The sequence below is a fragment of the Streptomyces sp. NBC_00873 genome, assembly GCF_045207415.1.
In the GTDB taxonomy this organism is placed as follows: domain Bacteria; phylum Actinomycetota; class Actinomycetes; order Streptomycetales; family Streptomycetaceae; genus Streptomyces.
Map to the genome: position 1 here is coordinate 4,743,179 of NZ_CP108803.1, position 25,753 is coordinate 4,768,931.

Here is a 25,753-nt window from a genome sequence, read left to right on the forward strand (position 1 = left end):
GAGGGTGACAGATGAGCGCGGCACTCACCAAATGGTAGATCACGCTGCGTGTCGGTTCGCCTGACTTGTGTGGAAGCCCAGAGTGTGCACCGTGACGAAGTGCGGGGCGAGGCGGCGGTGGACCGGCTCGAAGGGTTCGCCGCTGACCTCCCGAGGTGCCGCACCGAAGCGCTCGCGCTGCTCCTCGGTCGGATGCGCGATCTCGGCAGGGCCGGTGAACTGGACCGACCACAGGTCGCCGCCGGTGGCCGCCGCGTTGAAATTATCCGCCCCGTACGCGACGACGGTGCCGTCGCACGAGGTGTGATACCCGAGTCCGCTGTGCATCCGCAGGACGACGTGGCGTCGATCACGATGTGACGGGCCACCGCCAGATACGGGAGCGCCCGCCGGGTCGTCGCCAGCCGGCCGTACGGCACCCGGGCGAGCAGCTCGATCGCTTGCAGTTCCTCGGAGGACATGCGCTCCACTCTGCGATACCGCGGTGGGCACAGAAAGAGGCCGCGGCCCCGGGTGGTCCGGGACCAGAGTCCCGAGGACCACCCGGGACCGCGGCCCCGTCGGAGAGGGAGGAGGGAGGGTGCCCGCGGCCCCGTCCCGTACCGCTCAGCGCTGCTCGGCCTGGAGCCGCGCCACATAGGCGGCGGCCTGCGAGCGGCGCTCCATGCCCAGCTTGGAGAGCAGGCTGGAGACATAGTTCTTGATCGTCTTCTCGGCGAGATGGAGCCGCTCACCGATCACCCGGTTCGTCAGCCCCTCGCCGATCAGATCGAGGATCTTGCGCTCCTGGTCGGTGAGGCTCGCGAGCTTGTCGTCGCCCCGGCCCTTCTTTCCCTCGCGCAGCCGCTCCAGCACACGCGCGGTCACAACCGGGTCCAGCAGCGATTTTCCGGCCGCCACATCCCGTACCGCATTCAGCAGCTCATTGCCGCGAATCGCCTTGAGCACGTATCCCGACGCGCCCGCCATGATCGCGTCGAAGAGAGCTTCGTCATCGGCGTACGAGGTCAGCATCAGGCAGTGGATGCTGTCGTCCAGGGAACGGATCTCCCGGCAGACCTCCACCCCGCTGCCGTCCGGCAGCCGTACGTCGAGCACCGCCACATCGGGCCGCGTGGCGGGGATGCGCACCAGAGCGTCCGCCGCCGTACCGGCTTCGCCGACGACTTCGATGTCGTCCTCGACCGAGAGCAGTTCATGCACTCCGCGTCGTACGACCTCATGGTCGTCCAACAGAAATACGGTGATTTTTCCTTCTTCGCGCACATTCGCAGTCTCACACACTCCCCTCTTCCCTGCCGCTGAACGGCGGGATAACGTGCCGTTGTTCCGGCGGCCTGCAAGGCTGTTCCCAGTGCTGTGACCAGCGAGAGTTCCCGAATTTCTCGATTTACTTGGAAATCCAAGCAAAATCGCAGGTCAAGGAGGGTTTCACAGTTGTGCGACGCACTGGGTAACGTGCCTTTGACAGGGCGCTCGCCGGGGCACCTGTCACGCCTGTTCCCGGCCGAGCGGCACCCACCCCGTGCACGGGTACGGACACAGGCGAGCCGCACTGGTCTCCCGGCAGACCCCGGGGGCCGGACCGACGGAGGAGCACGCACGTGACCGTGGAGAGCACTGCCGCGCGCAAACCGCGACGCAGCAGCAAGCGGACCAGCGCCGCGAAGACACCACAGAGTTCCGAGCCCGAGCTCGTACAGCTGCTGACGCCCGAGGGCGAGCGCGTCGAGCACCCGGACTACACGATCGACCTGACCGCGGACGAGCTGCGCGGTCTGTACCGGGACATGGTCCTGACCCGCCGCTTCGACGCCGAGGCGACCGCCCTGCAGCGCCAGGGCGAACTGGGTCTGTGGGCCTCGCTGCTCGGTCAGGAGGCCGCGCAGATCGGCTCCGGCCGGGCGCTGCGGGACGACGACTACGTCTTCCCGACCTACCGTGAGCACGGTGTCGCCTGGTGCCGCGGGGTCGACCCGACCAATCTGCTCGGGATGTTCCGCGGTGTGAATCACGGCGGCTGGGACCCGAACAGCAACAACTTCCACCTGTACACCATCGTCATCGGCTCGCAGACCCTGCACGCCACCGGCTACGCCATGGGCGTAGCCAAGGACGGTGCGGACTCCGCCGTGATCGCGTACTTCGGGGACGGCGCCTCCAGCCAGGGCGACGTCGCCGAGTCGTTCACCTTCTCCGCGGTCTACAACGCCCCGGTCGTCTTCTTCTGCCAGAACAACCAGTGGGCGATCTCCGAGCCCACCGAGAGGCAGACCCGCGTCCCGCTCTACCAGCGCGCGCAGGGCTTCGGCTTCCCCGGCGTCCGGGTCGACGGCAACGACGTACTCGCCTGCCTCGCCGTCACCAAGTCGGCGCTGGAGCGGGCCCGCCGGGGCGAGGGCCCCACCCTCGTCGAGGCGTTCACCTACCGGATGGGCGCGCACACCACCTCCGACGACCCGACGAAGTACCGGGCGGACGAGGAGCGCGCCTCCTGGGAGGCCAAGGACCCGATCCTGCGGCTGCGTACGTACCTGGAGAAGCAGGACCTCGCCGACGAGGCGTACTTCTCCGCGCTCGACGAGGAGAGCGAGGCTCTCGGCAAGCGGGTCCGTGAGGCGGTACGGGCCATGCCCGACCCGGACCCGATGGCGATCTTCGACCACGCGTACGCCGACGGCAGCCCCCTCGTCGACGAGGAGCGCGCCCAGTTCGCCGCCTACCAGGCTTCGTTCGCCGAGGAGGGCAACTAGTCATGGCCCTGGAAAAGATGTCCATCGCGAAGGCGCTCAACGAGTCGCTGCGCAAGGCCCTCGACACCGACCCCAAGGTCCTCATCATGGGTGAGGACGTCGGCAAGCTGGGCGGGGTCTTCCGGATCACCGACGGGCTCCAGAAGGACTTCGGCGAGGGCCGGGTCATCGACACGCCGCTCGCCGAGTCCGGCATCGTCGGCACCGCTATCGGTCTGGCCCTGCGCGGCTACCGGCCGATCGTGGAGATCCAGTTCGACGGCTTCGTCTTCCCCGCGTACGACCAGATCGTCACGCAGCTCGCGAAGATGCACGCCCGCGCGCTCGGCAAGATCAAGCTGCCGGTCGTCGTCCGGATCCCGTACGGCGGCGGCATCGGAGCCGTCGAGCACCACAGCGAGTCGCCCGAGGCGCTGTTCGCGCACGTCGCGGGGTTGAAGGTGGTCTCACCGTCCAACGCCTCGGACGCCTACTGGATGATGCAGCAGGCCGTCCAGAGCGACGACCCGATCATCTTCTTCGAGCCGAAGCGGCGCTACTGGGACAAGGGCGAGGTCGAGACCGACCTCATCCCCGGTCCGCTGCACAAGGCCGCGACCGTGCGGGAGGGCTCGGACCTCACCCTCATCGCGTACGGCCCGATGGTGAAGGTCTGCCTGGAGGCCGCCGCGGCCGCCCAGGAGGAGGGCAAGTCGATCGAGGTCCTGGACCTGCGGTCGATGTCCCCGATCGACTTCGACGCCGTCCAGGCCTCGGTCGAGAAGACCGGCCGGCTCGTCGTCGTCCACGAGGCGCCGGTGTTTTACGGCTCCGGTGCCGAGATCGCCGCCCGCATCACCGAGCGCTGCTTCTACCATCTGGAGGCACCGGTGCTCAGGGTCGGCGGCTACCACGTCCCGTATCCGCCGGCGCGTCTCGAGGACGAGTATCTGCCGGGCCTGGACCGGGTGCTCGACGCCGTCGACCGCTCGCTGGCGTACTGAGGAGAGGGGTCGTGACGACGATGACCGAAACGTCTGCTCGCTTCCGTGAGTTCAAGATGCCCGATGTGGGCGAGGGACTGACCGAGGCCGAGATCCTCAAGTGGTACGTACAGCCGGGCGACACCGTCACCGACGGCCAGGTCGTCTGCGAGGTCGAGACCGCGAAGGCGGCCGTGGAGCTGCCGATCCCGTTCGACGGCGTGGTGCACGAGCTGCGCTTCGCCGAGGGCACGACCGTCGACGTCGGCCAGGTGATCATCGCGGTGGACGTGGCGCCGGGCAGCGGTGACGCGGCTACGGAGGCGGCTCCGGCCGCGGCCGAACCGGAACCGGAGGCGCCGAAGGGCCGCCAGCCGGTGCTGGTGGGCTACGGCGTGGCCGAGTCCTCCACCAAGCGCCGCGCCCGCAAGGGCGCCGAGCAGCCGGCTGCCGTGGCTGCCGCGATCCAGGGCGAGCTGAACGGTCGCGGACCGGTCGTCCCGGAGAGCCGCCCGCTCGCCAAGCCGCCGGTGCGCAAGCTGGCCAAGGACCTGGGCATCGACCTGGCCACGGTCGTCCCGACCGGCGAGGGCGGGATCATCACGCGCGAGGACGTGCACGCGGCGGCCGCGCCCGTCCAGGCGCAGGCGACCGCACCCGCCCCGGTGCCGGCCACGGTCCCGGAACCGGCGTTCACCGCCACCGTGCCCGCCCCGGTGCCGGGTGCCCGGGAGACCCGTATCCCGGTCAAGGGTGTGCGGAAGGCCATCGCGCAGGCCATGGTCGGCAGTGCGTTCACCGCACCGCATGTCACCGAGTTCGTGACGGTCGACGTCACGCGCACGATGAAGCTCGTGGCGGAGCTCAAGGACGACAAGGACATGGCGGGGGTCCGGGTCAACCCGCTCCTGATCATCGCCAGGGCGCTCCTGGTCGCGATCAAGCGGAACCCGGAGATCAACGCCGCGTGGGACGAGGCCAACCAGGAGATCGTGCAGAAGCACTATGTGAACCTGGGCATCGCGGCCGCCACCCCGCGCGGTCTGATCGTGCCGAACATCAAGGACGCGCAGGACAAGACCCTGCCGCAACTCGCCGCAGCACTGGGCGAGCTGGTCGCCACGGCCCGGGACGGCAGGACGTCTCCCGCCGCCATGGCGGGCGGCACGGTGACGATCACCAACGTCGGCGTCTTCGGCGTCGACACGGGTACGCCGATCCTGAACCCGGGCGAGTCCGCGATCCTCGCGGTCGGTGCGATCAAGCTGCAGCCGTGGGTCCACAAGGGCAAGGTGAAGCCCCGTCAGGTCACCACGCTGGCGCTGTCGTTCGATCATCGCCTGGTCGACGGCGAGCTCGGTTCCAAGGTCCTGGCGGATGTCGCCGCGATCCTGGAACAGCCCAAGAGGCTGATCACCTGGGCCTGATGGCCGTGTGAGACGGAAGAAGCGGGCCCGCGCGGGGATTCCTTCCGCGCAGGCCCGCTTTTCTGTCGGGTCAGGTCACTCGGCGGGGGCCAGGATCACCCAGTCCGCGGCGGGCGCCGACCGGGTGTCGTCGGCGTACACGGCGGTCACCCGGTAGAAGTGGGTGGTGCCGGTCGGGGCGGTGGCGTCCGTGTACGACACGTCCGTGACGGGGTCGACGGTCAGCTTCTCGTACGCGCCCGCGCTCGGGTTCCACCGTTCGACCAGGTAGCCCGTCGCATCGGCGACCGTGTTCCAGGACAGGTCCACCGAGGTGCCGGTGGTGCCCCGGGTCGCGGTGAGCGTGAGCGGGGAGCCCGCCGGGGTCTCGACGGACGGGGTCAGGTCCAGCTCGGTGACGACGGCGACCTCGGCGCTGTGCGTCATCCGGAAGCTGGAGTTGCCGGAGGTGTCCTCGACGTCGACGAAGTAGCACCGCTCCTCACCGTCGGGCAGCCGCTCGTCGGTGTAGGACGTGGTGGCCGCGTCGAGGTACTCGGACGAGGTGCCGTAGCAGACCCGCTCGTCCTCGCCGTCGATCAGCTCTCCGCGGTACACCACGTACCGCTTGAGATCGGGCTCGGTGTTGGCGTTCCAGTGCAGCTCGATGCCGTACTCGGTGGCCTTGGCGGTGAGCCCGGTGACCGGCGCGGGCGGGGTCACGTCCCTGGCGAGCGTGGTGACCTCGACCGTGGCCGAAGGAACCGACTCCCTGCCCGAGTTGTCGTAGGCCTTGATCATGTAGTGGTAGGTGAGGCCGCCGGCCGGGGAGGTGTCGGTGCAGGTGTACTGGAGCCGCCCGTCGCCGAGCGTCTTCCAGGTGGTGCTGCAGCGGATCGGCGCGGCCGAGGTGTCCACGGGGAGCGTCTCGGAACGGTAGACGTGGAAGTCGTACACATCACCGTCGACGGAGTGATCGGTCGTCCAGGTGAAGGTCGCACTGTCGATCCCCGGCGTCGCGACGATGTCCCGCGGCGCCGCGACCGGACGGTAGGCCGCGACGGCGGGGCCGTACGCGGAGGCGCGCCCGGCGCCGTCCACGGCGGCCACCTGGTAGGTCCACTTCTCGGAGCGCTTCACCGTGGTGTCGGTGAAGGCCGTGGCGGTGACGGAGCGGACCGACACGTGACCGTGCTGGTCGTCGCGCTTCAGGTTGTAGCGGACCGCGCCCGGGACGGGCTTCCAGGCCAGCACGATCGCGGCGTCCGTGCCCTGCGCGGTGAGGCCGGCCGGAGCGGTGACGGCGATGGTGGTCACCGGCTGGTCGGTACTGCCGGTGGAGACGTTCCCGGCCTTGTCGTAGGCGCGTACCTCGTAGTAGTACGTCTTCCCGGCCTCGGGCGGGAGACCCGCGTACGAGGTCGCGGTGGTCGTCTTCACGAGGGCGAACGTGCTGGATCCCTTGAGCCGGCGGTAGACGCGGTAGCCGGCGAGGTCCATCTCCTTGTTCGCGGACCAGGTCACCTTGGCGTTCGCCGTGGCGTTGTCGAGGACCGCCTTCACGCCGACCGGGCTGAGCGGCTTGACCTTGTCGATGGTGGCCGACGTCCTCGGTGCGTAACCGAATGTGACGTTGGCCGAGCCCGTCCAGTTGACGAAGTCGATGCGCAGGGAGTGCTTCCCGGAGGGGACGGTGACGTTGACCGTCTTCTTCTGGGTGGTGGAGACGTTCTTCCAGATGTCGACCTTGCGCACCCCGTCGACGTACACGCGAATGCCGTCACGGGTCGCCGCGGTGAACGCGAAGGGGCCGCCGGAGCCGAAGTCCCGGGTCATCGACCAGCGGACACCGAAGTTGTCCTTCGGCAGGCCGGAGGCGGGTGCGCCGGTGCCCCAGTTCTGGTCGATGACCGAGTCGCAGTCGGTCTTCTTCGGCGTACCGGAGAACGACGTGTTCGCGAAGAACTGCCGCTTGAAGACCGGCGAGGTGCAACTGGTCGCCGCAGCAGCGGGCGTGGCACTCACGGCGGTGAGCAGACTGCAGGAGGTCGCGGCGACCGACAGCGCGGTGACACTGCGAAGCCGCCCACGAGGAATGGTGGTCAATGTGTGCATTGCCCTTTCAGGCCGAATGACGGGGGAGAGCCCGCGGCCGGGTGCAGGAAAGGGCCCGCCGTACCGCACGGCGGACCCCTCCTCGTGACCCCGGGAGCGGGGCGGGGAACTACTTCGAGAAGCCGTAGTTCATGAGCTTCGTCGCGTCCGCCGTCCGGGCCGTCTCGGAGGTGGACGCCAGGACGGTGCCGATGACCGTCTTGCCGTCACGGGTCGCGGCGAACACCAGGCAGTACCCGGCCAACTGACCGGAACCGGTCTTCACGCCGATCGCACCGGTGTAGCTGCCGAGCAGCTTGTTGGTGTTGGTCCACGACATGTAGCGGTAGCCACCACTGCTCGTGGTGACCTTCTGCGTGGTCGACTTGGTCTTCACGACCGCGCGGAACGTGGAGTTCTTCATCGCACTGCTGGCGATCTTCGTCAGGTCGCGCGGCGTCGAGTAGTTCGAGCCATTGCTTATGCCGTCGAACGAGTCGAAGTGGGTGTTCGTCAGACCGAGGGACTTGGCGGAGGCGTTCATCTTGCCGATGAACGACGTCACGCGGGCCGCGCGGGTGGTGCCGGTGCCGAACTTGTCGGCGAGCGCGTACGCGGCGTCGCAGCCGGACGGCAGCATCAGACCGTAGAGGAGCTGGCGGACGGTGACCTTGTCGCCGACGATCAGGCGCGCCGACGAGGCGCCCTTGGCGACGATGTAGTCGCTGTACGCCTTCTGGATCGTGACCTTGGAATCCAGGTTGAGGTTCGTCTGGGCCAGCACCACCTTGGCCGTCATGATCTTGGTGGTCGAGCCGGTGGCGCGACGGGTGTCCGCGGCCTTCGAGTAGAGGCTCGACGCCGTTCCGTTGTTCATCACGTAGCCGCCCTTGGCGGCGATCGTGGGGACGGGCAGCGTGGCAGCCTGCGCCGCGGAGGCGAAGACGCTGCCCGCGATGACGGCACCCGCGGTAAGAGCCACGGTGGCAGTGGCGGAAACGCGATTTATGCCCTTAATACCGATTTTCAACTTGAACGCTCCAAATGCCCCTGGAATGCGGCCGCATGTCGGTGCCGCTCGGTGGTGAGACTCACGAGGTGTGCGAATGGATGTGCTGAATCCCCGGGTAATTTCCGGGGTTTTACCGTCCAGATCCCGGACAGCGCCGCCACATGCGCGCATGTTGTATCTATGCTGTGTGCATGCCTGCCGCACCCCCTGTCGTGACGCACCCGCCCGCCAAGCAGCCGCCCGCCGCCGAACGCGTCTACATCCACATCAAGCAGGCGGTCCTCGACCGCCGTTACGAGGGGGGCACGCTCCTCACCGAGGGCGACCTCGCGGAGGCCGTCGGCGTCTCCCGTACGCCCGTGCGCGAGGCCTTGCTGCGGCTGGAGGTCGAAGGGCTGATCAAGCTCTATCCGAAGAAGGGGGCCCTGGTGCTTGCCGTCTCCGCGCAGGAGATCGCGGACGTGGTGGAGACCCGGCTGCTCGTGGAGGAGTTCGCCGCCCGCAAGGCCGTGCCCGCCTCGGCGAAGCTGATCGCCCGCCTGGAGGAACTGCTCGACGAGCAGCGGCGGCAGGTGGCGGCCGGGGACCTGGCCGCCGTGTCGGTCGCGGACCGCTGCTTCCACGCCGAGATCGTGCGCAACGCCGGCAACGAGATCCTGTCGCGCCTCTACGACCAGCTGCGCGACCGGCAGTTGCGGATGGGCGTCGCCGTGATGGAGGCGCATCCCGGCAGGATCGCCGCCAACATCACCGAGCACACCGAGCTGCTGGAGGCCATCAGGGCCGGGGACGCGGACGGTGCCGCGCAGGTCGTACGACGCCACGTCAGCCGGGTCAGGGTGCTGGTCCGGGGTGAGGACCGGTGAGTTCTGCTGCCGCCCCCACCCTGTCCCTGCCCGGTGATCCGCCCGGCGGCCGGCGGGCCGCCTGGGTCTGGGGCATCGGCGTCGCCGTCTACTTCGTCGCCATCATCTTCCGTACGAGCCTCGGGGTCGCCGGTCTCGACGCCGCCGACCGGTTCGACGTCAACGCCTCCGCGCTGTCGACGTTCTCCATCCTTCAGCTGCTCGTCTACGCGGGCATGCAGATACCTGTCGGCCTGATGGTCGACCGGCTCGGCACCAAGAAGGTCCTCACCCTCGGGGCCGTCCTGTTCACCGTCGGGCAGCTCGGCTTCGCGCTCTCCCCGTCGTACGGCATGGCGCTGGCCTCCCGGGCGCTGCTCGGCTGCGGCGACGCGATGACGTTCATCAGCGTGCTGCGGCTCGGCGCCCGCTGGTTCCCGGCCCGGCGCGGACCGATGATCGGCCAGATCGCCGCGCTCTTCGGCATGGCGGGCAACCTCGTCTCCACGCTCTTCATCGCCCGCGCCCTGCACGGCTTCGGTTGGACCGCCACGTTCGCGGGCAGCGCGGCCGCCGGGGTCGTGGTCCTCGTCCTGCTCCTCCTCTTCCTGAAGGACCACCCCGAGGGGCACGAGCCGCCGCCCGTCGAACACGCGGGCGCCGCCTACGTACGCAAGCAGATCGCCGCCTCGTGGCGGGAGCCCGGCACCCGGCTCGGGATGTGGGTGCACTTCACCACGCAGTTCCCGGCGATGGTGTTCCTGCTGCTGTGGGGGATGCCGTTCCTGGTGGAGGCACAGGGGCTGAGCCGGTCCACCGCCGGGGAGCTGCTCACCCTGGTGGTGCTCTCCAACATGGCCGTCGGCCTCGTCTACGGACAGGTCATCGCCCGCCACCACGCCGCGCGCGCGCCACTCGCCCTCGGCACGGTCGCGGTGACGGCCGTCGTGTGGGCGTCGACGATCCTGTACCCGGGCGACCATGCGCCGATGTGGCTGCTGATCACGCTCTGCGCGGTACTCGGCGCCTGCGGACCCGCCTCGATGATCGGCTTCGACTTCGCACGCCCGGCCAACCCGCCGCAGCGCCAGGGCACCGCATCGGGGATCGTCAACATGGGCGGTTTCATTGCCTCGATGACGACACTGTTCGCCGTCGGTGTGCTGCTCGACGCGACAGGGGACAACTACCGCATCGCGTTCGCCTCGGTCTTCGTCCTGGAGGCGCTCGGGGTCGTACAGATCCTGCGGCTGCACGCCCGCGCCACGCTCCGCGAGCGGAACCACCATGTGATCAGCCGCGTGGAGGCTGTGCACGTTCCCGCGTGACGCCTGCTGCGGCCGGTCCGGCGGCGCGCCCATCTCTTCGCCTCACAAAGACGGGCGCCGCCGACCCTGCCCTTACGGCGTGACGGCGAAGTTCTGCAGGATCGCTGTCGCCAGCTCCTGGTCGCCCTCGACCTTGATCCGGTCCGCGGCCGCCGTCGCCCGCACCCGTCCGCAGGCCAGCCGGACGTACGTCTCCCAGTCCATCGCCAGCGTCACCGCGGGCCCCAGCGACGGCGAACCGTCCACCGAACCACGGCCGTCCGCGTCGACCCTGACCGTGCGCAGGAACTCCATCGGCCCGTGCACATCGAGCACGACCGCCGAATTCGGCGGTGCGCCCGCGTCCTTGGCAACCACCTTCGGCAGCGCGGCGAGGAGCGTGTCCCGGGTGATGGTGGCGCCGGGGGAGTCGAGATTGCCGGGCCTGCCCAGCGCCGTACGCAGATCCTGCTCGTGCACCCAGACGTCGAAGGCCCGCATCCGCAGTGCCAGTTCGAGGGTCTGCTCGGCGCCGAGCGGTGCGCGGGTCATGGTCTCCGGGGCACGTGACTCGTTCCGCAGCTGACGCGAGCGGCGGATGATCGTGTACTCCAGCTCGGAGGTCATCTCGGGTGCGGTGTGGTGGCGCCGCACATCGACCTGCATCTCCATGTAACGGGTGAAGTCGTTCTGTACGTGGTAGAGATCGCGCGGCAGCGTGTGGATCGGCCGCGGATCGCCGAGCTGCTCGCACTCCATACCGATGATGTGCGAGACGATGTCGCGCACCGACCAACCGGGGCACGGTGTACGGCGATTCCACTCCCCCTCGGCGAGCGGCGTCACCAGCTCGGCTATCGACTCGACGGAGTGGGTCCAGGCATCGGCGTAGGTCTGGAGGCTGGGATGGACGGTCACGGGACCCCTCGTGCGGTTCTGCGGTGCATGGGCTGGACTGCTGGCGCGGTCGGCGGGCGGCGGCTGCGGGCTGCGTGGGAGGTTCGATCGCTAAGTTACGCTGCGAGCAGGCACCCCGGCAGTGCTTTCGTGTGACGATCGTAGGCCCGTGTTGACGGCTCGAATGCCAGGACGGTGGTAGTGTGCGCGCCTCCCTCATCCAGATCGCAGTAGACCCGGACGAATCCGTCAATTCCCGCAGGGACCGAGTCGCTTCCCTGGTCGCGGGCCAGCGCGGTGCCGATCTGGTGGTCCTTCCCGAGCTGTGGCCGGTCGGCGCGTTCGCGTACACCGCCTTCGCCGACGAGGCGGAACCGCTCAGGGGGCCCACCCACGACCTGATGGCGAAGGCCGCGGCCGACGCCGGGGTCTGGCTGCACGCGGGCTCCTTCGTGGAGCGCGCCGACGACGGCACGCTCTACAACACCTCGCTGGTCTTCACGCCCGAGGGCGAGCGCGCCGCCGCGTACCGCAAGATCCACCGCTTCGGCTTCGACAAGGGCGAGGCAGTGATGATGGGAGCCGGCGAGGACCTGGTCACGGTCGCCCTGCCGCAGACCACGCTCGGCCTCGCCACCTGCTACGACCTGCGCTTCCCCGAACTGTTCCGCGGCCTCGTCGACGCCGGTGCGCAGACGCTCGTCGTCCCGGCGGGCTGGCCGGAGCGGCGCCGCGCCCACTGGACGCTGCTCGCCCGGGCGCGCGCCGTGGAGAACCAGGCGTACGTCCTGGCCGTCGGCACCGCCGGCGCCCACGCCGGGGTCCAGCAGGCCGGGCACAGCATCGCCGTCGACCCGTGGGGCGAGGTGCTCGCCGAGGCGGGCGCGGACGAGGAGGTGCTCACCGTGGAGTTCGACCCGGCGAAGGTCGCCACCACGCGGGAGCAGTTCCCGGCGCTCAAGGACCGACGGCTGGGTCTCGTCCCGCCGTCGAGCGGCTGCTGACGCATCGCTCGGACCGGACTTCGCATCACCGTCGGGCATCCGCCGGCGTATCCGTCGGACCGGTCCTCGCCCACCGTCGGGCGCGGCCCAGTTTCACGTGAAACGTCCCGGTCAGCCATCGTGCTCCTTGTCCGCGAGCACGATGACGCACACCGACACGGCGATGAGCAGTGCCGCGTCGGCGTCCTCCCGTACGACATCGATGCCGTACGTGTCCCGTACGGTCAGCCAACGCCGTGAGATCCGGGCCAGGAGTTCGCCGTCGTAGTCGATGCCGAACTCGCGGTCCAGGATCTTGCCGCTGACATCGAGCTCGGTGCCGTCGACCAGCGTCACCCGGTAATGGTTGCGCAGCAGCGAGAGCCGCTTCCGCTTGACCCTGGCGAGCTGCTCGCCGTCGCGCTCGATGAGCATCGTGTCGCGCAGGGTGAGCAGCTTCTGCCGGATCTCGACCAGGATCCGGCCCTGCGCGTCCTTCAGCTCGAAGGTGTCGCGCACCCGCATCGCCTTGCCGTCGACGAGGAAGACCTTGCGCCCGTCCGCGCCCTCGATCCAGTAGTCGTCGCCGACAGCGAACAGTCGCTCACGCACCAGGAATCTCATGGCTGACAGGTTCCCCCGGTGACCCCCCGGGATACGTGAGACTCCCCGGGACGCGTGGGACCTCAAAAGTGCCGGAGACCCTCCGTAATGCGGACGCACCACGGTGATGTTGACTGTTCACATGGCAACACGTGCGCGCGTCAGGGCCCCCGAGCTGATCGGCAAGGGCGGCTGGCTGAACACCGGGGGCAAAGAGCTGACCCTCGCCGACCTACGAGGTAAGTGCGTTGTTGTTGATTTTTGGACGTTCTGCTGTGTGAACTGTCTGCATGTCCTCGATGAGCTGCGCGAGCTGGAGGAGAAGCACCGCGACACCGTGGTGATCATCGGTGTGCACTCGCCGAAGTTCGTCCACGAGGCCGAGCACCAGGCCGTCGTCGATGCCGTCGAGCGGTACGAGGTCCACCACCCCGTGCTCGACGACCCCGAGCTCGCCACCTGGAAGCAGTACGCCGTACGGGCCTGGCCGACGCTCGTCGTCATCGACCCCGAGGGCTATGTCGTCGCCCAGCACGCCGGCGAGGGCCATGCGCACGCCATCGAGAAGCTCGTCGAGGAGCTGGAGGCCGAGCACGCCGAGAAGGGCACGCTGCGCCGCGGCGACGGCCCGTACGTGGCGCCCGAGCCCGTCGCCACGCATCTGCGCTTCCCCGGCAAGGCCCTGCTGCTGGCCGACGGCGGCTTCCTGGTCTCCGACACCACCCGGCACCGTCTGGTCGAGCTCGACCCCGACGGCGAAACGGTGCGCCGCCGCTTCGGCACCGGGGACCGCGGGTTCGCGGACGGCGGACCCGACGAGGTCCGGTTCAGCGAGCCGCAGGGGCTCGCCGCGCTGCCCGACGGCCGGATCGCCGTCGCCGACACCGTCAACCACGCCATCCGCGCCCTCGATCTCACGACCGGGGTGACGACGACGCTCGCCGGCACCGGCCGCCAGTGGTGGCAGGGCTCTCCGACGACCGGCCCGGCGCGCGAGGTCGACCTCTCCTCCCCGTGGGACGTCGCCTGGTTCGCGGACCGGCTGTGGATCGCCATGGCGGGCGTGCACCAGCTATGGTCGTACGACCCCGACTCCGAAACCGTGCAGGTCGCCGCGGGTACGACGAACGAAGGACTGGTCGACGGTCCGGCCGGCGAGGCGTGGTTCGCCCAGCCGTCGGGGCTTGCCGCCTCGGCCGACGGCGACCGGCTCTGGGTCGCCGACTCGGAGACGTCCGCGTTGCGGTACGTGGACCGGGACGGGACCGTGCACACCGCCGTCGGCACCGGACTCTTCGACTTCGGCCACCGCGACGGCGCCGCCGGCCAGGCGCTCTTCCAGCACCCGCTGGGCGTCACCGCGCTGCCGGACGGGTCCGTCGCCGTCAGCGACACGTACAACCACGCCCTGCGCCGTTACGACCCCGCCCGTGGCGAGGTCACCACGCTGGCCACGGATCTGTGCGAGCCGAGCGACGCGGTGCTGGTCGACGGCGATCTCGTCGTCGTCGAATCCGCCCGCCACCGGCTGACCCGGCTGCGGCTGCCCGAGGAGGCCGTACGCGTCGCCGACCAGGCGCACCGCACCCAGCGCGCGGCCACCGAGATCTCCCCCGGCGCGCTCCGGCTCGACGTGGTCTTCCAGGCGCCTGCCGGGCAGAAGCTGGACACCCGGTACGGTCCCTCGACCCGGCTGCTGGTCTCGTCGACCCCGCCCGAGCTGCTGGCGGAGGGTGCGGGGCCCGGCACCGATCTCTTCCGAGACCTGGTCCTGGCCGACGGCGTCACCGAAGGAGTCCTGCATGTGTCCGCGATGGCGGCGTCCTGCGACGACGACCCGGAGAACGAGTACCCGGCCTGCCATGTCCATCAGCAGGACTGGGGCGTCCCCGTCCGCGTGAGTGCGCAGGGAACGCCGCGGTTGCCGCTGGTGCTCGCCGGAATGGACGAGCAGGCCTGACGGGGAACCGCTGTGAGCTGCGCCGCAACAGAAAAGAGGCCGGAGTCGGTTCAGAGGCCGCGGCGGTCGTCGTCGGACACGACCGTGGTGCTGGGCGGTACGACCAGTCGGCGGCGCCGCGCGATGCTCGCGTAGACGAAGACGCCGATGACGCCGACGATCATCATGATCCAGCCGACCAGGTCGACATTGACGGTGTCCGTCTTCCAGTCGGTGGCGAAGGTGAGTATCGCCCCGACGGCGATGAGGATGATGCATCCTCCGAGTCCCATGGGTCACGCCTCCTTGGCGGCCCGGAGGCTCCGGGCCGGTGTACGGATCGCGTACCCGGCCCGGCAACGACCATGTGCGGACGGCCGATCAGCCGGCCAGGAACGACGCCAGCGCGTTCGCCAGCAGATACGGGTCGTCCGCGCCGCACAGCTCACGCGCGCTGTGCATCGACAGGATCGCGACGCCGATGTCCACGGTCTGGATGCCGTGCCGGGCCGCGGTGATCGGGCCGATCGTCGTGCCGCACGGCATCGAGTTGTTGGAGACGAACGTCTGCCACGGCACGCCCGCCTTCTCGCACGCCGCCGCGAACACGGCCCGGCCGCTGCCGTCCGTCGCGTACCGCATATTGACGTTGACCTTCAGGATCGGCCCGCCGTTCGCGACCGGGCGGTGCGTCGGGTCGTGGCGCTCCCCGTAGTTGGGGTGGATCGCGTGACCGGTGTCGGAGGAGAGGCAGACGGTCCCCGCGAACGCCCGGGCGCGGTCCTCGTACGAACCGCCGCGGGCGAAGACGGAGCGCTCCAGCACCGTTCCGAGCAGCGGGCCGTCCGCGCCGGTGTCGGACTGCGAACCGTTCTCCTCGTGGTCGAACGCGGCGAGCACCGGGATGTACGGAATCTCGTCGTCCGGCTGTCCGGCAACGGCGGCGAGCGCGGCGGTCGCCGCGTGCACGGAGAGCAGGTTGTCCATCCGCGGCCCGGCCAGCAGCTCACGGTCCCGGCCCAGGTACGACGGCCGCTCCACCGGGTGCGGCATCAGGTCCCAGCCGGTCACGTCGTCGGCGGCGACACCCGCCTCCTCGGCGACGAACCGGATCAGGCCGCCCTCCTCGACGTCCCCGAGCCCCCAGATCGGCTGCATGTGCTTCTGCCGGTCGAGCTTGAGGCCGTCGGTGTTGGCCGACCGGTCCAGATGCACGGCCAGCTGAGGCACGCGCAGCAGCGGCCGGTCGATGTTGACCAGCCGGTGCGTGCCGTCGCGCAGGCTGATCCGGCCCGCGAGACCGAGGTCCCGGTCCAGCCAGGTGTTGAGCAGCGTGCCGCCGTACACCTCGACGGCGATCTGCCGCCAGCCGTACGACCCCGTGTCGGGCAGCGGCTTCACCCGCAGATTCGGCGAGTCGGTGTGCGCGCCGGCGATCCGGAAGGGGGTGTGCGCCCCAGCGCCTTCCGGCACGTACCAGGCGACGATCGCCCCGCCGCGCAGCACGTACTTCCCACCGGTGGAAGCGTCCCAGGCCGAGGTCTCCTCGACCTGCCGGAAGCCGGCCTTCTCCAGCCGCGCCGCGGCGGTGGCCACGGCGTGGTACGGGGAGGGGCTGGCCATCAGGAAGGCCATCAGGTCGTCGGTGTGACCGCGGTCGAAGCGGAGGGGAGAACTCATGTTCTTCACTGTAACGAGGCCGGACCGGCCGGATTCACCGTCGCCCCGCGGCCGGCTGCGGCGGGCGCCGTACGTGGCCGCCCGCTCAGTGGCCGGGGAGCGCAGCGGAGGGCGTCTCGCCGTTCTGGGCCTGCTGCGCCCGCTCGGCGAACATGGCGGCGAACTCCTTGACCTGCTTGTCGGGGACGACCGCTGTGCCCGTGGTGCCGGTGCTGATGCCCGGGACGGTCGTGCCGACCCGGATATGCGTGATCGTGGCCGGGCCGCCCGTGGCGCCGACCTCGGCACGGTTGGCCGCCGCGCCCGGCACGAGCCGCCGCCGACTCTCCCGCGTACCCACGAAACCCTTGCCACCCATGAGTGAGCCCGCCCCCTCCGGTTACCGGATGCCCGATCATAGAGAGGGCCCGGTCCGTCCGGGAGACCAGGTCTACAGCCGGTCGATGGTGGTCAAGTCGATGTCGGCCGTGCACTCAGCGTACCCAGCTGATACGACAGCACCGCCACCCGAAAGCGTGTCCGGGTGACGGCGCGTGTTGACGATCGTGAGCGGGGTGGGGACTAGAACGCGGCCTCGTCCAGCTCCATCAGCGAACTGTCGACCGTCTCGGCGAGCGCGCGCTCGGCCGAGACGCCCGGCAGGACGTTCGCGGCGAAGAACTTCGCGGCGGCGATCTTGCCCTGGTAGAAGGCGACATCCTTCGCGGAGGCGGTCGGCAGCTTCTCGGCCGCCACGGCCGCGCCCCTCAGCAGCAGGTAGCCGACGACGACATCGCCGGAGGCCAGCAGCAGGCGGCTGGTGTTGAGGCCCACCTTGTAGATGTTCTTGACATCCTCGCCGGTCGCGGTGAGGTCGGCAACCATCGTGCCGACGATCGCCTCCAGGTCCACGACCGCCTTGGCGAGCGAGTCCAGCGCGCCGGACAGCTCCTCGTTGTCCTGGGCGCCCGCGAGGAACTTCTTGATCTCCTCGGACAGCGCGTTGAGCGAGGCACCATGGTCACGGACGATCTTCCGGAAGAAGAAGTCCTGGCCCTGGATGGCCGTCGTGCCCTCGTAGAGGGTGTCGATCTTGGCATCCCGGATGTACTGCTCGATCGGGTACTCCTGGAGGTACCCGGAGCCACCGAACGTCTGGAGCGACTGCGCCAGCTGCTCGTACGACTTCTCGGAGCCGTAGCCCTTCACGATCGGGAGCAGCAGGTCGTTGAGGCCGTGCAGCGCCTTCGCGTCCTCGCCCGCGGCCTCCTTCTCCTGGATCGCGTCCTGGACGGAGGCGGTGTACAGCACGAGGGAGCGCATGCCCTCCGCGTACGCCTTCTGCGTCATCAGCGAACGGCGCACGTCGGGGTGGTGCGTGATGGTGACCTTGGGCGCGGTCTTGTCCATGAAGTTCGCCAGGTCGGTGCCCTGGACGCGCTCCTTGGCGTACTCCAGCGCGTTCAGGTAACCCGTCGAGAGCGTGGCGATGGCCTTCGTGCCGACCATCATCCGGGCGAACTCGATGATGCGGAACATCTGGCGGATGCCGTCGTGCTTGTCACCGATCAGCCAGCCCTTGGCGGGGTGCTGGTCGCCGAACGTCATCTCGCACGTGTTGGACGCCTTGAGGCCCATCTTGTGCTCGACGTTCGTCGCGTACACGCCGTTGCGCTCGCCCAGCTCGCCGGTGGTCCAGTCGAAGTGGAACTTCGGGACCATGAAGAGCGACAGGCCCTTCGTGCCGGGGCCTGCGCCCTCGGGGCGGGCCAGCACGTAGTGAATGATGTTCTCGGACATGTCGTGCTCGCCCGAGGTGATGAAGCGCTTCACACCCTCGATGTGCCAGGAGCCGTCCTCCTGCTCGACGGCCTTCGTGCGGCCGGCGCCGACGTCCGAACCGGCGTCCGGCTCGGTCAGCACCATCGTCGAGCCCCACTGCTTCTCGACGGCGATCTCGGCGATCTTCTTCTGTGCCTCGTTGCCCTCGTCGAAGAGGATTCCGGCGAACGCCGGGCCGGAGGAGTACATCCACACGGCCGGGTTCGAGCCGAGGAGCAGCTCCGCGTAGGACCAGATCAGGGAGCGCGGCGAGGTGGTGCCGCCGATCTCCTCGGGCAGACCCAGGCGCCAGTACTCGGAGTCCATGAAGGCCTGGTAGGACTTCTTGAAGGAGGCCGGGACCGGTGCGGTGTTGGTCTCCGGGTCGAAGACCGGCGGGTTGCGGTCGGCGTCGGCGAACGAGTCGGCGAGCTCGTTCTCGGCGAGGCGGTTGACCTCGTCGAGGATGCTCTTCGCGGTCTCGACGTCCATCTCCGCGAACGGTCCGGTGCCGTACAGCTTGTCGCGCCCGAGGACCTCGAAGAGGTTGAACTCGATGTCGCGGAGATTCGACTTGTAGTGCCCCATGGGAAGGCTCCGTAATCAATAGCAGTGGCGCTCAGCGCCCCGGGGAGGGGTGAGGGCCGGGCGGGCGACGAGCTGGCGGTGCGTATATCAGCTGACCTCACCGATGATGCTACCCGTCAGTAATAAGACGCAACCCCTCAAGGGTCTGATGTGTCCGATTACTCTTTGCGGTATGTACGGCTACGACCAGAACCAGGGCGCACAGCAGCAGATGGGTGGCGGCTACGGCGAGCAGCCGCTGTATCCCGAGCCCTCGCCGCCCTCCCTCGGCGATGCGGTACGGGCCTTCACCACGGGTTCTCTGTCCGCCGAGGACTTCCAGCAGATCTTCGCGTCGTCGAAGGTCTACTGCCCGCGCGGCGACAATCCCGGCTTCCTCGCCCTGCACAACACCCAGCAGCCGGTGATCCCCATGTTCACCACGCTCAAGGAGCTGCGGCTGTATGCGGGCAAGGAGTCCAAGTACTTCGTGATCACCGGCGCCGAGGTGATCGATCTGCTGCCGACCGGCTACGGCTTCGTCCTCGACATGGAGGGCGAGCACCGCATGGTCTTCGATGCCAAGGCCGTGGAGCAGATGGTCGACTTCGCGATGCGTCGCATGTACGGCTAGGCGCTTCGCGGGCGTCTGATTCCTGACCTTCGAGAAGGGGTCCGCACCTGTCGGGTACGGGCCCCTTCTCGTTGTCCGGGGAGGGGCTGCCGCGGTGCGGGAATGCCGCAGCCCTTGCAAGATGTTCACTGTTCAACTAAATTGAAGGCAGAACAATCCCGGAGGTGGCTCCCATGCCCGCAGTGACCGTCGAAAACCCGCTGACCCTGCCCAAGGTCGCCGCCTCGGGCGACGCCACGGCCCGTCCCGTGCTCGCCGTCACGACGGCGCCGAGCGGATTCGAGGGCGAAGGCTTCCCGGTTCGCCGCGCGTTCGCCGGGATCAACTACAAGTACCTCGACCCGTTCATCATGATGGATCAGATGGGCGAGGTGGAGTACCAGCCCGGAGAGCCGAAGGGCACCCCGTGGCACCCGCACCGGGGCTTCGAGACCGTGACGTACCTGATCGACGGAACCTTCGTCCACCAGGACAGCAACGGTGGCGGCGGCACCATCCGGAACGGTGACACCCAGTGGATGACGGCGGGATCCGGCCTCCTCCACATCGAGGCGCCGCCGGAGTCCCTCGTCATGTCGGGCGGCCTCTTCCACGGGCTGCAGCTCTGGGTGAACCTGCCCAAGGCCGACAAGATGATGGCCCCCCGCTACCAGGACATCCGCGGCGGCCAGGTCCAGCTCCTCGCCTCCCCGGACGGCGGCGCGCTGATCCGCGTCATCGCCGGTGAGCTCGACGGCCACGAGGGTCCGGGGGTCACCCACACCCCGATCACGATGATCCACGCCACCGTGCGCCCCGGCGCCGAGGTGACCCTGCCGTGGCGCGAGGACTTCAACGGACTCGCGTACGTGCTGGCCGGTCGCGGCGCGGTCGGCCAGGAGCGCCGTCCCGTCCACATGGGGCAGACCGCCGTCTTCGGCGCCGGCTCCTCGCTGACCGTCCGCGCGGACGAGAAGCAGGACGGCCACACCCCGGACCTGGAGGTCGTCCTGCTCGGCGGCCGCCCCATCCGGGAGCCGATGGCGCACTACGGGCCGTTCGTCATGAACAGCCAGGCCGAACTGAAGCAGGCCTTCGAGGACTTCCAGGCCGGCCGCCTCGGCACCGTGCCCGCGGTCCACGGCATGGGTGAGTGACCTGCGTGACGGGCCGGCCTGACGGCTCGTCACCCATTCGGTCGTACAAGCGGGACATGGCTCCCGCAGCGTGATCGGGTGGGAGGGTGGATACCCGGAAACCCCTCCTGCCCGACATCGCCCGGCGAACAGCTGCCTGGTGCGCCGTACTTCTGCTGGTCACCGGTGTTGCCGCGGTCGCCATCTGGCTGTGCATCATCTTCAAGACGGCCGTCACCCCGGTGCTGCTCGCACTGCTCGGTACGGCGCTGCTCGGTCCCGTCCACCGCTGGCTGGCCGCCCGAGGGGTGAACCGGTCGGTGGCCGCCGGGCTCACCTGCGCGCTGCTCGTCGCGATCGGCGGCGGCGCCGGGTACATCGTCGTCACCGCACTCATCGATACCGGCGATCAGATCGTCCATTCACTGAAGGACGCCGGGCAGTGGGTCGTCGACCACTTCGGGATCGCCCGGAACACCAATGTGGACGCCCTCGTCACCAATGCGCGGAAGCTCGTCGAAAAATTCGGCGCAAGCGCCGCGGGCGGACTGCTCACCGGGATCAGCCTGATCGGCTCGCTGATCGCGACCGGCGTCCTCGCCCTGCTGCTGACCTTCTTCTTCCTGCGCGACTCCGACCGCGCCGTGGACCTCGCGCACTCCGTCGCCCCGCGCGGCACCGGTGACCTGGTCGAGGCGATGGGACGGCGGGCGTTCGAAGCGGTCGAGGGCTTCATGCGCGGCACGACGTTCATCGCGCTGATCGATGCCACCTGCATCACCGTAGGTCTGGTGATCCTGCGGGTTCCCGGGGCAGTGGGGCTGGGGGCGCTGGTCTTCGTCGGCGCGTACATCCCGTACCTCGGGGCGTTCATCTCGGGCGCCGTCGCCGTTCTGGTGGCTCTCGCCGACCGGGGGTTCGTGATCGCGCTCTGGGCGCTGGGGATCGTCCTCGCGGTACAGGTGCTGGAGGGCCATGTCCTGCAGCCGATGATCCAGAGCCGTACGGTCCAGATGCACCCGGCCACCATCATGATCGCGCTGACTGCGGGCGCGAGTGTGGCGGGTCTGCTGGGCATGCTGCTGGCGGTACCGGTGTGCGCGGCGGCATTCGGCATCATCGGCGAACTCCGCACGCGCCACGCCCAGGACGAACCGCCATCCACCCCACCGAGCCCGTCCGCCCCGCCGAACCCCTCCGGCGACTGAGGACGGGAACGGCACCCGGCCGCACCCGGAAATTTTATGCCTCTGCCGGCTCCACCGGCTCGTACAACTCGAACCAGATCGACTTCCCGGCCCCCTGCGGATCCACCCCCCCCCACGCGTCGGCCAGCATCTCCATCAGCACCAGCCCCCGCCCACTGGAGGCCATCTCGCCGGGCCGCCGCTTGTGCGGCAGCTCGTCGCTGCCGTCAGCCACCTCCACGCGCAGCCGCCGCTCCCCCCGCTCTCCGGTCGCCTCGGCGACCATCAGCGCGTCCCCGTCCGTGTGGAGGAGCACATTGGTCGCCATCTCGGAGACCATCAGCACCGCCGCGTCGACCTGCTCCGGGTCCGCCCAGTCGTGCAGCAGCTCGCGCAGCTGCTGCCGGGCCGCCGCGATCCGCTCGGGCTCGGCCTGCGCGATGGTCAGTGCGGTGCGGCGTGGTGGAGCCCGCCGCCGGTCGGTACGTACCGGGCGGCGACCGTCATACCGGGGATGTCGGGCCCCAGGGACGGCATCATCGACCGCTGGAGCCCCTCCGAGAGCTCCCGCTCGGTCTCGGCCACCCCGGCCCGTGCCAGGGCCTGGGCGAGCATCCTGGCGACGGTCGTCAGCACGGACCGCTCGTCCGGCGAGAACGACACCGGGTGCCGAAACCCCGCCATCCAGGCGCCCATCGTGCGGCCCGACACGATCAGCGGGAGGAAGGCCCAGGAGCGGCGTCCGAAGCGGCCGGCGAGCGGCCAGGTGGCCGGGAAGCGGCGGCGGTACTCCTCCGGCGACGGGAGATAGACCGCCCGCCCGGTCCGTACGACCTCCGCGGCCGGATAGTCCGTCTCCAGCGTCATGTCGGTGAACGGGTCCTCGTCGCCCATGGCGTGCCCGTGATGCCCGATGATCGTCAGGCGGTCGCCCGCGACACCGAAGACGGCGAGCCCGTCCGGCGAGAACCCGGGCATGGAGAGCGACGCGGCTACCCGCAGCACCTCGGCGGTCGACCGGGCCTCGGCCAGCGCACGCCCCGCGTCCAGCAGGAACGCCTCCCGGGAGCGGCGCCGGTCCCCGGTGATGGGGGTGTGCGCGCCGGTGGTGCCCGGCTGCGGCTCGGCGACCTCCTGGAGCGTGCCGACCAGCAGATAGTCCTCGCTGCCCGCCGGCAGTGGTTTGGAACGGCTGCGTACGGTACGGAGCACCCGCCCGCGGTCGTCCACGATCCGCAGCCGAGCCTCGGCCAGGGTGCCCTCGACGACCGCGAGGTTCACCACCCCGTAGATCTCGTTCCAGTCGACCGGATGGAAACGCGCGCGCACCGCCGCCTCCCGGAAGACACCGGCTTCGGCGGGCAGCTCCAGCAGCCGGGCCGCCTCCGCATCGAGCGTGACGGTCCCGGTTCCGCTGTCCCAGCGCCACAGGCCGGTCGCCGTCGCGGCCAGGACGTCCTCGGTGCGCATTGCCCTACTTTAGGAAGATGTGCTCGGCTGACGCCACCGAGGACGGCCGCCGGCGGGCTCCCGCGGAGCGCCCGACCACGCCGGATGATCTTGCCTGGGGTTATGGCAATGAAGTGGTGCGGGCGTGGGCGGTAGCCTGGGGAGGCTGAATCCACCCCAACCGCGAAGACTGGATGAACGACGATGCATCGGTACAGGTCCCACACCTGCGGCGAGCTCCGCGCCTCTGACGTCGGCACCGACGTCCGGCTGAGCGGCTGGCTGCACAATCGTCGAGACCTGGGCGGCATCCTCTTCATCGATCTGCGCGACCACTACGGTCTGGTGCAGCTCGTCGCCCGCCCCGGCACGCCCGGCAACGAAGCCCTGTCGAAGCTCACCAAGGAGACCGTCGTCCGGATCGACGGCAAGGTCTCCGCACGTGGCGCCGACAACGTGAACCCGGACCTCCCGACCGGCGAGATCGAGATCGAGGTCACCGAGGTCGAGGTGCTGGGCGAGGCCGCCCCGCTGCCCTTCACGATCAACACCGACGACGGGGTCAACGAGGAGCGGCGTCTGGAGTACCGCTTCCTCGACCTGCGCCGTGAGCGCATGCACCGCAACATCATGCTGCGCTCCGCCGTCATCGCCTCGATCCGCTCGAAGATGGTGGCTCTCGGCTTCAACGAGATGGCGACCCCGATCCTCACCGCGACCTCCCCCGAGGGCGCCCGTGACTTCGTCGTCCCGTCCCGGCTGAACCCCGGCAAGTTCTACGCGCTGCCGCAGGCCCCGCAGCAGTTCAAGCAGCTGCTGATGATCTCGGGCTTCGACCGCTACTTCCAGATCGCGCCGTGCTTCCGCGACGAGGACGCCCGCGCCGACCGCTCCCCCGGCGAGTTCTACCAGCTCGACGTCGAGATGTCGTTCGTCGAGCAGGAGGACGTCTTCCAGCCGATCGAGAAGCTGATGACCGAGCTCTTCGAGGAGTTCGGCAACGGCCGCCACGTCACGTCGCCGTTCCCGCGGATCCCGTTCCGCGAGTCGATGCTGAAGTACGGCAACGACAAGCCGGACCTGCGCGCCAAGCTGGAGCTCGTCGACATCTCCGACGTCTTCGCGGACTCGGAGTTCAAGGCGTTCGCCGGCAAGCACGTCCGCGCCCTTCCGGTGCCGGACACCGCGGGCCAGTCCCGCAAGTTCTTCGACGGTCTCGGTGAGTACGCCGTCGAGCACGGTGCCAAGGGTCTCGCCTGGGTCCGCGTCGGCGAGGACGGCACCCTCGCCGGTCCGATCGCCAAGTTCCTCACCGAGGCGGACATCAAGACCCTCACGGAGCGCCTGTCGCTCGCCCCGGGCCACGCCGTCTTCTTCGGCGCCGGTGAGTTCGACGAGGTTTCCAAGATCATGTCGGCCGTCCGTGTCGAGGCCGCCAAGCGCGCCGGCCACTTCGAGGAGGGCGTCTTCCGCTTCTGCTGGATCGTCGACTTCCCGATGTACGAGAAGGACGAGGAGACCGGCAAGATCGACTTCTCGCACAACCCGTTCTCCATGCCCCAGGGCGGCCTGGAGGACCTGGAGGCGAAGGACCCGCTGTCCATCCTCGCCTGGCAGTACGACATCGTCTGCAACGGCATCGAGCTGTCCTCCGGCGCCATCCGTAACCACGAGCCCGAGCTGATGCTCAAGGCGTTCGAGATCGCCGGTTACGACCGCGAGACCGTCGAGCACGAGTTCGCGGGCATGCTCCGCGCGTTCCGTCTCGGCGCCCCTCCGCACGGTGGCATCGCGCCCGGCGTCGACCGCATCGTGATGCTGCTGGCCGACGAGCCGAACATCCGCGAGACGATCGCCTTCCCGCTCAACGGCAACGCGCAGGACCTGATGATGGGCGCGCCCACCGAGCTGGACGAGGGCCGTCTGCGTGAGCTGAACATCCAGCTGCGCAAGCCTGTCACGGCGGCAAAGGACAAGACCGAGAAGTAGACCGGCCCGGACCACCGAGGTCCGCTTCCGTTCCACGTGAAACAGCCCCCGGCCGCCGGCCGGGGGCTGTGCCGCGTTCTGCCCCGGGTCGACCGTCCTGCAAGCCGCTGAAGCACGCGGCCGTCGACATCTGGCACTGCGATGCGCTGGGCATCTACCCCGGTTACGAGTCCATGAGCTCGGGCGGCCCAGGCGGGGGCGGCACCCCGCCGAGCGGCGCTCCGACGGATGCCCCGGCCGGCGTTCCCACCGACGCCCCGACCGGCACGCCCCCGTCCGGAGGTCCCGGTGGCGGTGGCGGCGGGCACTCGGAGCCCACCGACGACAAGCGCTACCTGCGGGGCGCGACGGCACGGACCTCTGACCCTTTGGTCCTCCGCGGAGTGGAAGGGCCCAGAACCGGCTCGACAGGGCACGGCTCCGGGCCTTTCCGTGCCTGCGCGTCGGCAGCTGAACAGCGGGACACGCCCGCGGCGACAAAGAGAACCTGATCGGATGCGGCCGGATGGCCGCTTTGTCTGATTAGTCGGC

The 25,753-nt window shown here is 69.4% G+C and carries 20 protein-coding genes and 3 pseudogenes; 12 read left to right on the plus strand and 11 right to left on the minus strand.

What is annotated here, in order from left to right:
- Positions 1 to 39: 39 nt before the first annotated feature.
- Positions 40 to 461, minus strand: a pseudogene (locus OH809_RS21865) (pyridoxamine 5'-phosphate oxidase family protein).
- A gap of 145 nt (positions 462 to 606) precedes the next feature.
- Entirely contained in the window at positions 607 to 1,266 is a 660-nt protein-coding gene (locus OH809_RS21870; RefSeq protein WP_406425055.1) for a response regulator, read from the minus strand.
- Between the two features lie 338 nt (positions 1,267 to 1,604).
- On the opposite strand from OH809_RS21870, the gene pdhA reads away from it, so the two are divergent.
- Genes pdhA through OH809_RS21885 form a run of 3 tightly spaced genes read left to right on the plus strand, consistent with a single transcriptional unit; the run spans position 1,605 to position 5,142 of the window.
- On the plus strand, positions 1,605 to 2,753 hold the full coding sequence (gene pdhA, locus OH809_RS21875) for a pyruvate dehydrogenase (acetyl-transferring) E1 component subunit alpha (RefSeq protein WP_406420786.1): 1,149 nt from the start codon (positions 1,605 to 1,607) through the stop codon (positions 2,751 to 2,753).
- Between the two features lie 2 nt (positions 2,754 to 2,755).
- Positions 2,756 to 3,736, plus strand: coding sequence for an alpha-ketoacid dehydrogenase subunit beta (locus tag OH809_RS21880; protein ID WP_406515470.1), 981 nt, complete (start codon positions 2,756 to 2,758; stop codon positions 3,734 to 3,736).
- 11 nt (positions 3,737 to 3,747) lie between these two features.
- The gene (locus OH809_RS21885; protein WP_406420784.1) at positions 3,748 to 5,142 is read left to right on the plus strand and encodes a dihydrolipoamide acetyltransferase family protein; all 1,395 of its coding nucleotides are present in this window, start codon (positions 3,748 to 3,750) and stop codon (positions 5,140 to 5,142) included.
- Positions 5,143 to 5,217: 75 nt separating this feature from the next.
- On the opposite strand, the gene OH809_RS21890 is transcribed toward OH809_RS21885, so the two are convergent.
- Together OH809_RS21890 and OH809_RS21895 are read right to left on the minus strand one after the other, a co-directional pair.
- The gene (locus tag OH809_RS21890; protein WP_406515471.1) at positions 5,218 to 7,146 is read right to left on the minus strand and encodes a PA14 domain-containing protein; all 1,929 of its coding nucleotides are present in this window, start codon (positions 7,144 to 7,146) and stop codon (positions 5,218 to 5,220) included.
- A 199-nt stretch (positions 7,147 to 7,345) separates the two neighbouring features.
- Positions 7,346 to 8,245 (minus strand): D-alanyl-D-alanine carboxypeptidase family protein, encoded by a 900-nt coding sequence (locus OH809_RS21895; protein ID WP_406420782.1) that lies wholly within the window; start codon positions 8,243 to 8,245, stop codon positions 7,346 to 7,348.
- A 173-nt stretch (positions 8,246 to 8,418) separates the two neighbouring features.
- On the opposite strand from OH809_RS21895, the gene OH809_RS21900 reads away from it, so the two are divergent.
- Positions 8,419 to 9,093, plus strand: coding sequence for a GntR family transcriptional regulator (locus OH809_RS21900; RefSeq protein ID WP_406515472.1), 675 nt, complete (start codon positions 8,419 to 8,421; stop codon positions 9,091 to 9,093).
- Entirely contained in the window at positions 9,090 to 10,400 is a 1,311-nt protein-coding gene (locus OH809_RS21905; protein WP_406420780.1) for a nitrate/nitrite transporter, read from the plus strand. Before OH809_RS21900 ends, OH809_RS21905 begins: the two co-directional genes overlap by 4 nt.
- A gap of 72 nt (positions 10,401 to 10,472) precedes the next feature.
- On the opposite strand, the gene OH809_RS21910 is transcribed toward OH809_RS21905, so the two are convergent.
- On the minus strand, positions 10,473 to 11,297 hold the full coding sequence (locus OH809_RS21910; protein WP_406420779.1) for a maleylpyruvate isomerase family mycothiol-dependent enzyme: 825 nt from the start codon (positions 11,295 to 11,297) through the stop codon (positions 10,473 to 10,475).
- Between the two features lie 182 nt (positions 11,298 to 11,479).
- Here OH809_RS21910 and OH809_RS21915 point away from each other — a divergent pair, with 182 nt between their 5' ends.
- The gene (locus tag OH809_RS21915; protein ID WP_406420778.1) at positions 11,480 to 12,280 is read left to right on the plus strand and encodes a carbon-nitrogen family hydrolase; all 801 of its coding nucleotides are present in this window, start codon (positions 11,480 to 11,482) and stop codon (positions 12,278 to 12,280) included.
- A gap of 111 nt (positions 12,281 to 12,391) precedes the next feature.
- Here OH809_RS21915 and OH809_RS21920 read toward each other — a convergent pair whose 3' ends face one another.
- On the minus strand, positions 12,392 to 12,883 hold the full coding sequence (locus OH809_RS21920) for an LURP-one-related/scramblase family protein (RefSeq protein WP_406420777.1): 492 nt from the start codon (positions 12,881 to 12,883) through the stop codon (positions 12,392 to 12,394).
- 121 nt (positions 12,884 to 13,004) lie between these two features.
- Between OH809_RS21920 and OH809_RS21925 the strand changes: the two genes are divergently transcribed.
- Entirely contained in the window at positions 13,005 to 14,822 is a 1,818-nt protein-coding gene (locus tag OH809_RS21925) for an NHL domain-containing thioredoxin family protein (protein WP_406515473.1), read from the plus strand.
- A 50-nt stretch (positions 14,823 to 14,872) separates the two neighbouring features.
- Here OH809_RS21925 and OH809_RS21930 read toward each other — a convergent pair whose 3' ends face one another.
- The 4 genes from OH809_RS21930 to OH809_RS21945 all read right to left on the minus strand — a co-directional run bounded on the left by OH809_RS21930 (position 14,873) and on the right by OH809_RS21945 (position 18,869).
- The gene (locus OH809_RS21930) at positions 14,873 to 15,094 is read right to left on the minus strand and encodes a DUF6458 family protein (RefSeq protein ID WP_406420775.1); all 222 of its coding nucleotides are present in this window, start codon (positions 15,092 to 15,094) and stop codon (positions 14,873 to 14,875) included.
- Between the two features lie 88 nt (positions 15,095 to 15,182).
- The gene (locus OH809_RS21935; protein ID WP_406420774.1) at positions 15,183 to 16,481 is read right to left on the minus strand and encodes a M18 family aminopeptidase; all 1,299 of its coding nucleotides are present in this window, start codon (positions 16,479 to 16,481) and stop codon (positions 15,183 to 15,185) included.
- A gap of 85 nt (positions 16,482 to 16,566) precedes the next feature.
- Entirely contained in the window at positions 16,567 to 16,839 is a 273-nt protein-coding gene (locus OH809_RS21940) for a hypothetical protein (RefSeq protein WP_406420773.1), read from the minus strand.
- Between the two features lie 203 nt (positions 16,840 to 17,042).
- Positions 17,043 to 18,869: an acyl-CoA dehydrogenase gene (locus tag OH809_RS21945; protein ID WP_406420772.1), complete on the minus strand. Its 1,827-nt coding sequence runs from the start codon at positions 18,867 to 18,869 to the stop codon at positions 17,043 to 17,045.
- 172 nt (positions 18,870 to 19,041) lie between these two features.
- On the opposite strand from OH809_RS21945, the gene OH809_RS21950 reads away from it, so the two are divergent.
- The 3 genes from OH809_RS21950 to OH809_RS21960 all read left to right on the plus strand — a co-directional run bounded on the left by OH809_RS21950 (position 19,042) and on the right by OH809_RS21960 (position 21,805).
- On the plus strand, positions 19,042 to 19,482 hold the full coding sequence (locus OH809_RS21950) for an SseB family protein (RefSeq protein ID WP_037701899.1): 441 nt from the start codon (positions 19,042 to 19,044) through the stop codon (positions 19,480 to 19,482).
- A 173-nt stretch (positions 19,483 to 19,655) separates the two neighbouring features.
- On the plus strand, positions 19,656 to 20,618 hold the full coding sequence (locus OH809_RS21955; RefSeq protein ID WP_406420771.1) for a pirin family protein: 963 nt from the start codon (positions 19,656 to 19,658) through the stop codon (positions 20,616 to 20,618).
- A gap of 86 nt (positions 20,619 to 20,704) precedes the next feature.
- The gene (locus tag OH809_RS21960; RefSeq protein WP_406420770.1) at positions 20,705 to 21,805 is read left to right on the plus strand and encodes an AI-2E family transporter; all 1,101 of its coding nucleotides are present in this window, start codon (positions 20,705 to 20,707) and stop codon (positions 21,803 to 21,805) included.
- Between the two features lie 34 nt (positions 21,806 to 21,839).
- On the opposite strand, the pseudogene OH809_RS21965 reads toward OH809_RS21960, so the two are convergent.
- Positions 21,840 to 23,254, minus strand: a pseudogene (locus OH809_RS21965) (GAF domain-containing protein).
- 183 nt (positions 23,255 to 23,437) lie between these two features.
- Here OH809_RS21965 and aspS point away from each other — a divergent pair.
- Positions 23,438 to 25,222: an aspartate--tRNA ligase gene (gene aspS / locus OH809_RS21970; RefSeq protein WP_406420769.1), complete on the plus strand. Its 1,785-nt coding sequence runs from the start codon at positions 23,438 to 23,440 to the stop codon at positions 25,220 to 25,222.
- Positions 25,223 to 25,317: 95 nt separating this feature from the next.
- Positions 25,318 to 25,566, plus strand: a pseudogene (locus OH809_RS21975) (dioxygenase); the annotation flags it as partial.
- Positions 25,567 to 25,753: the final 187 nt, after the last annotated feature.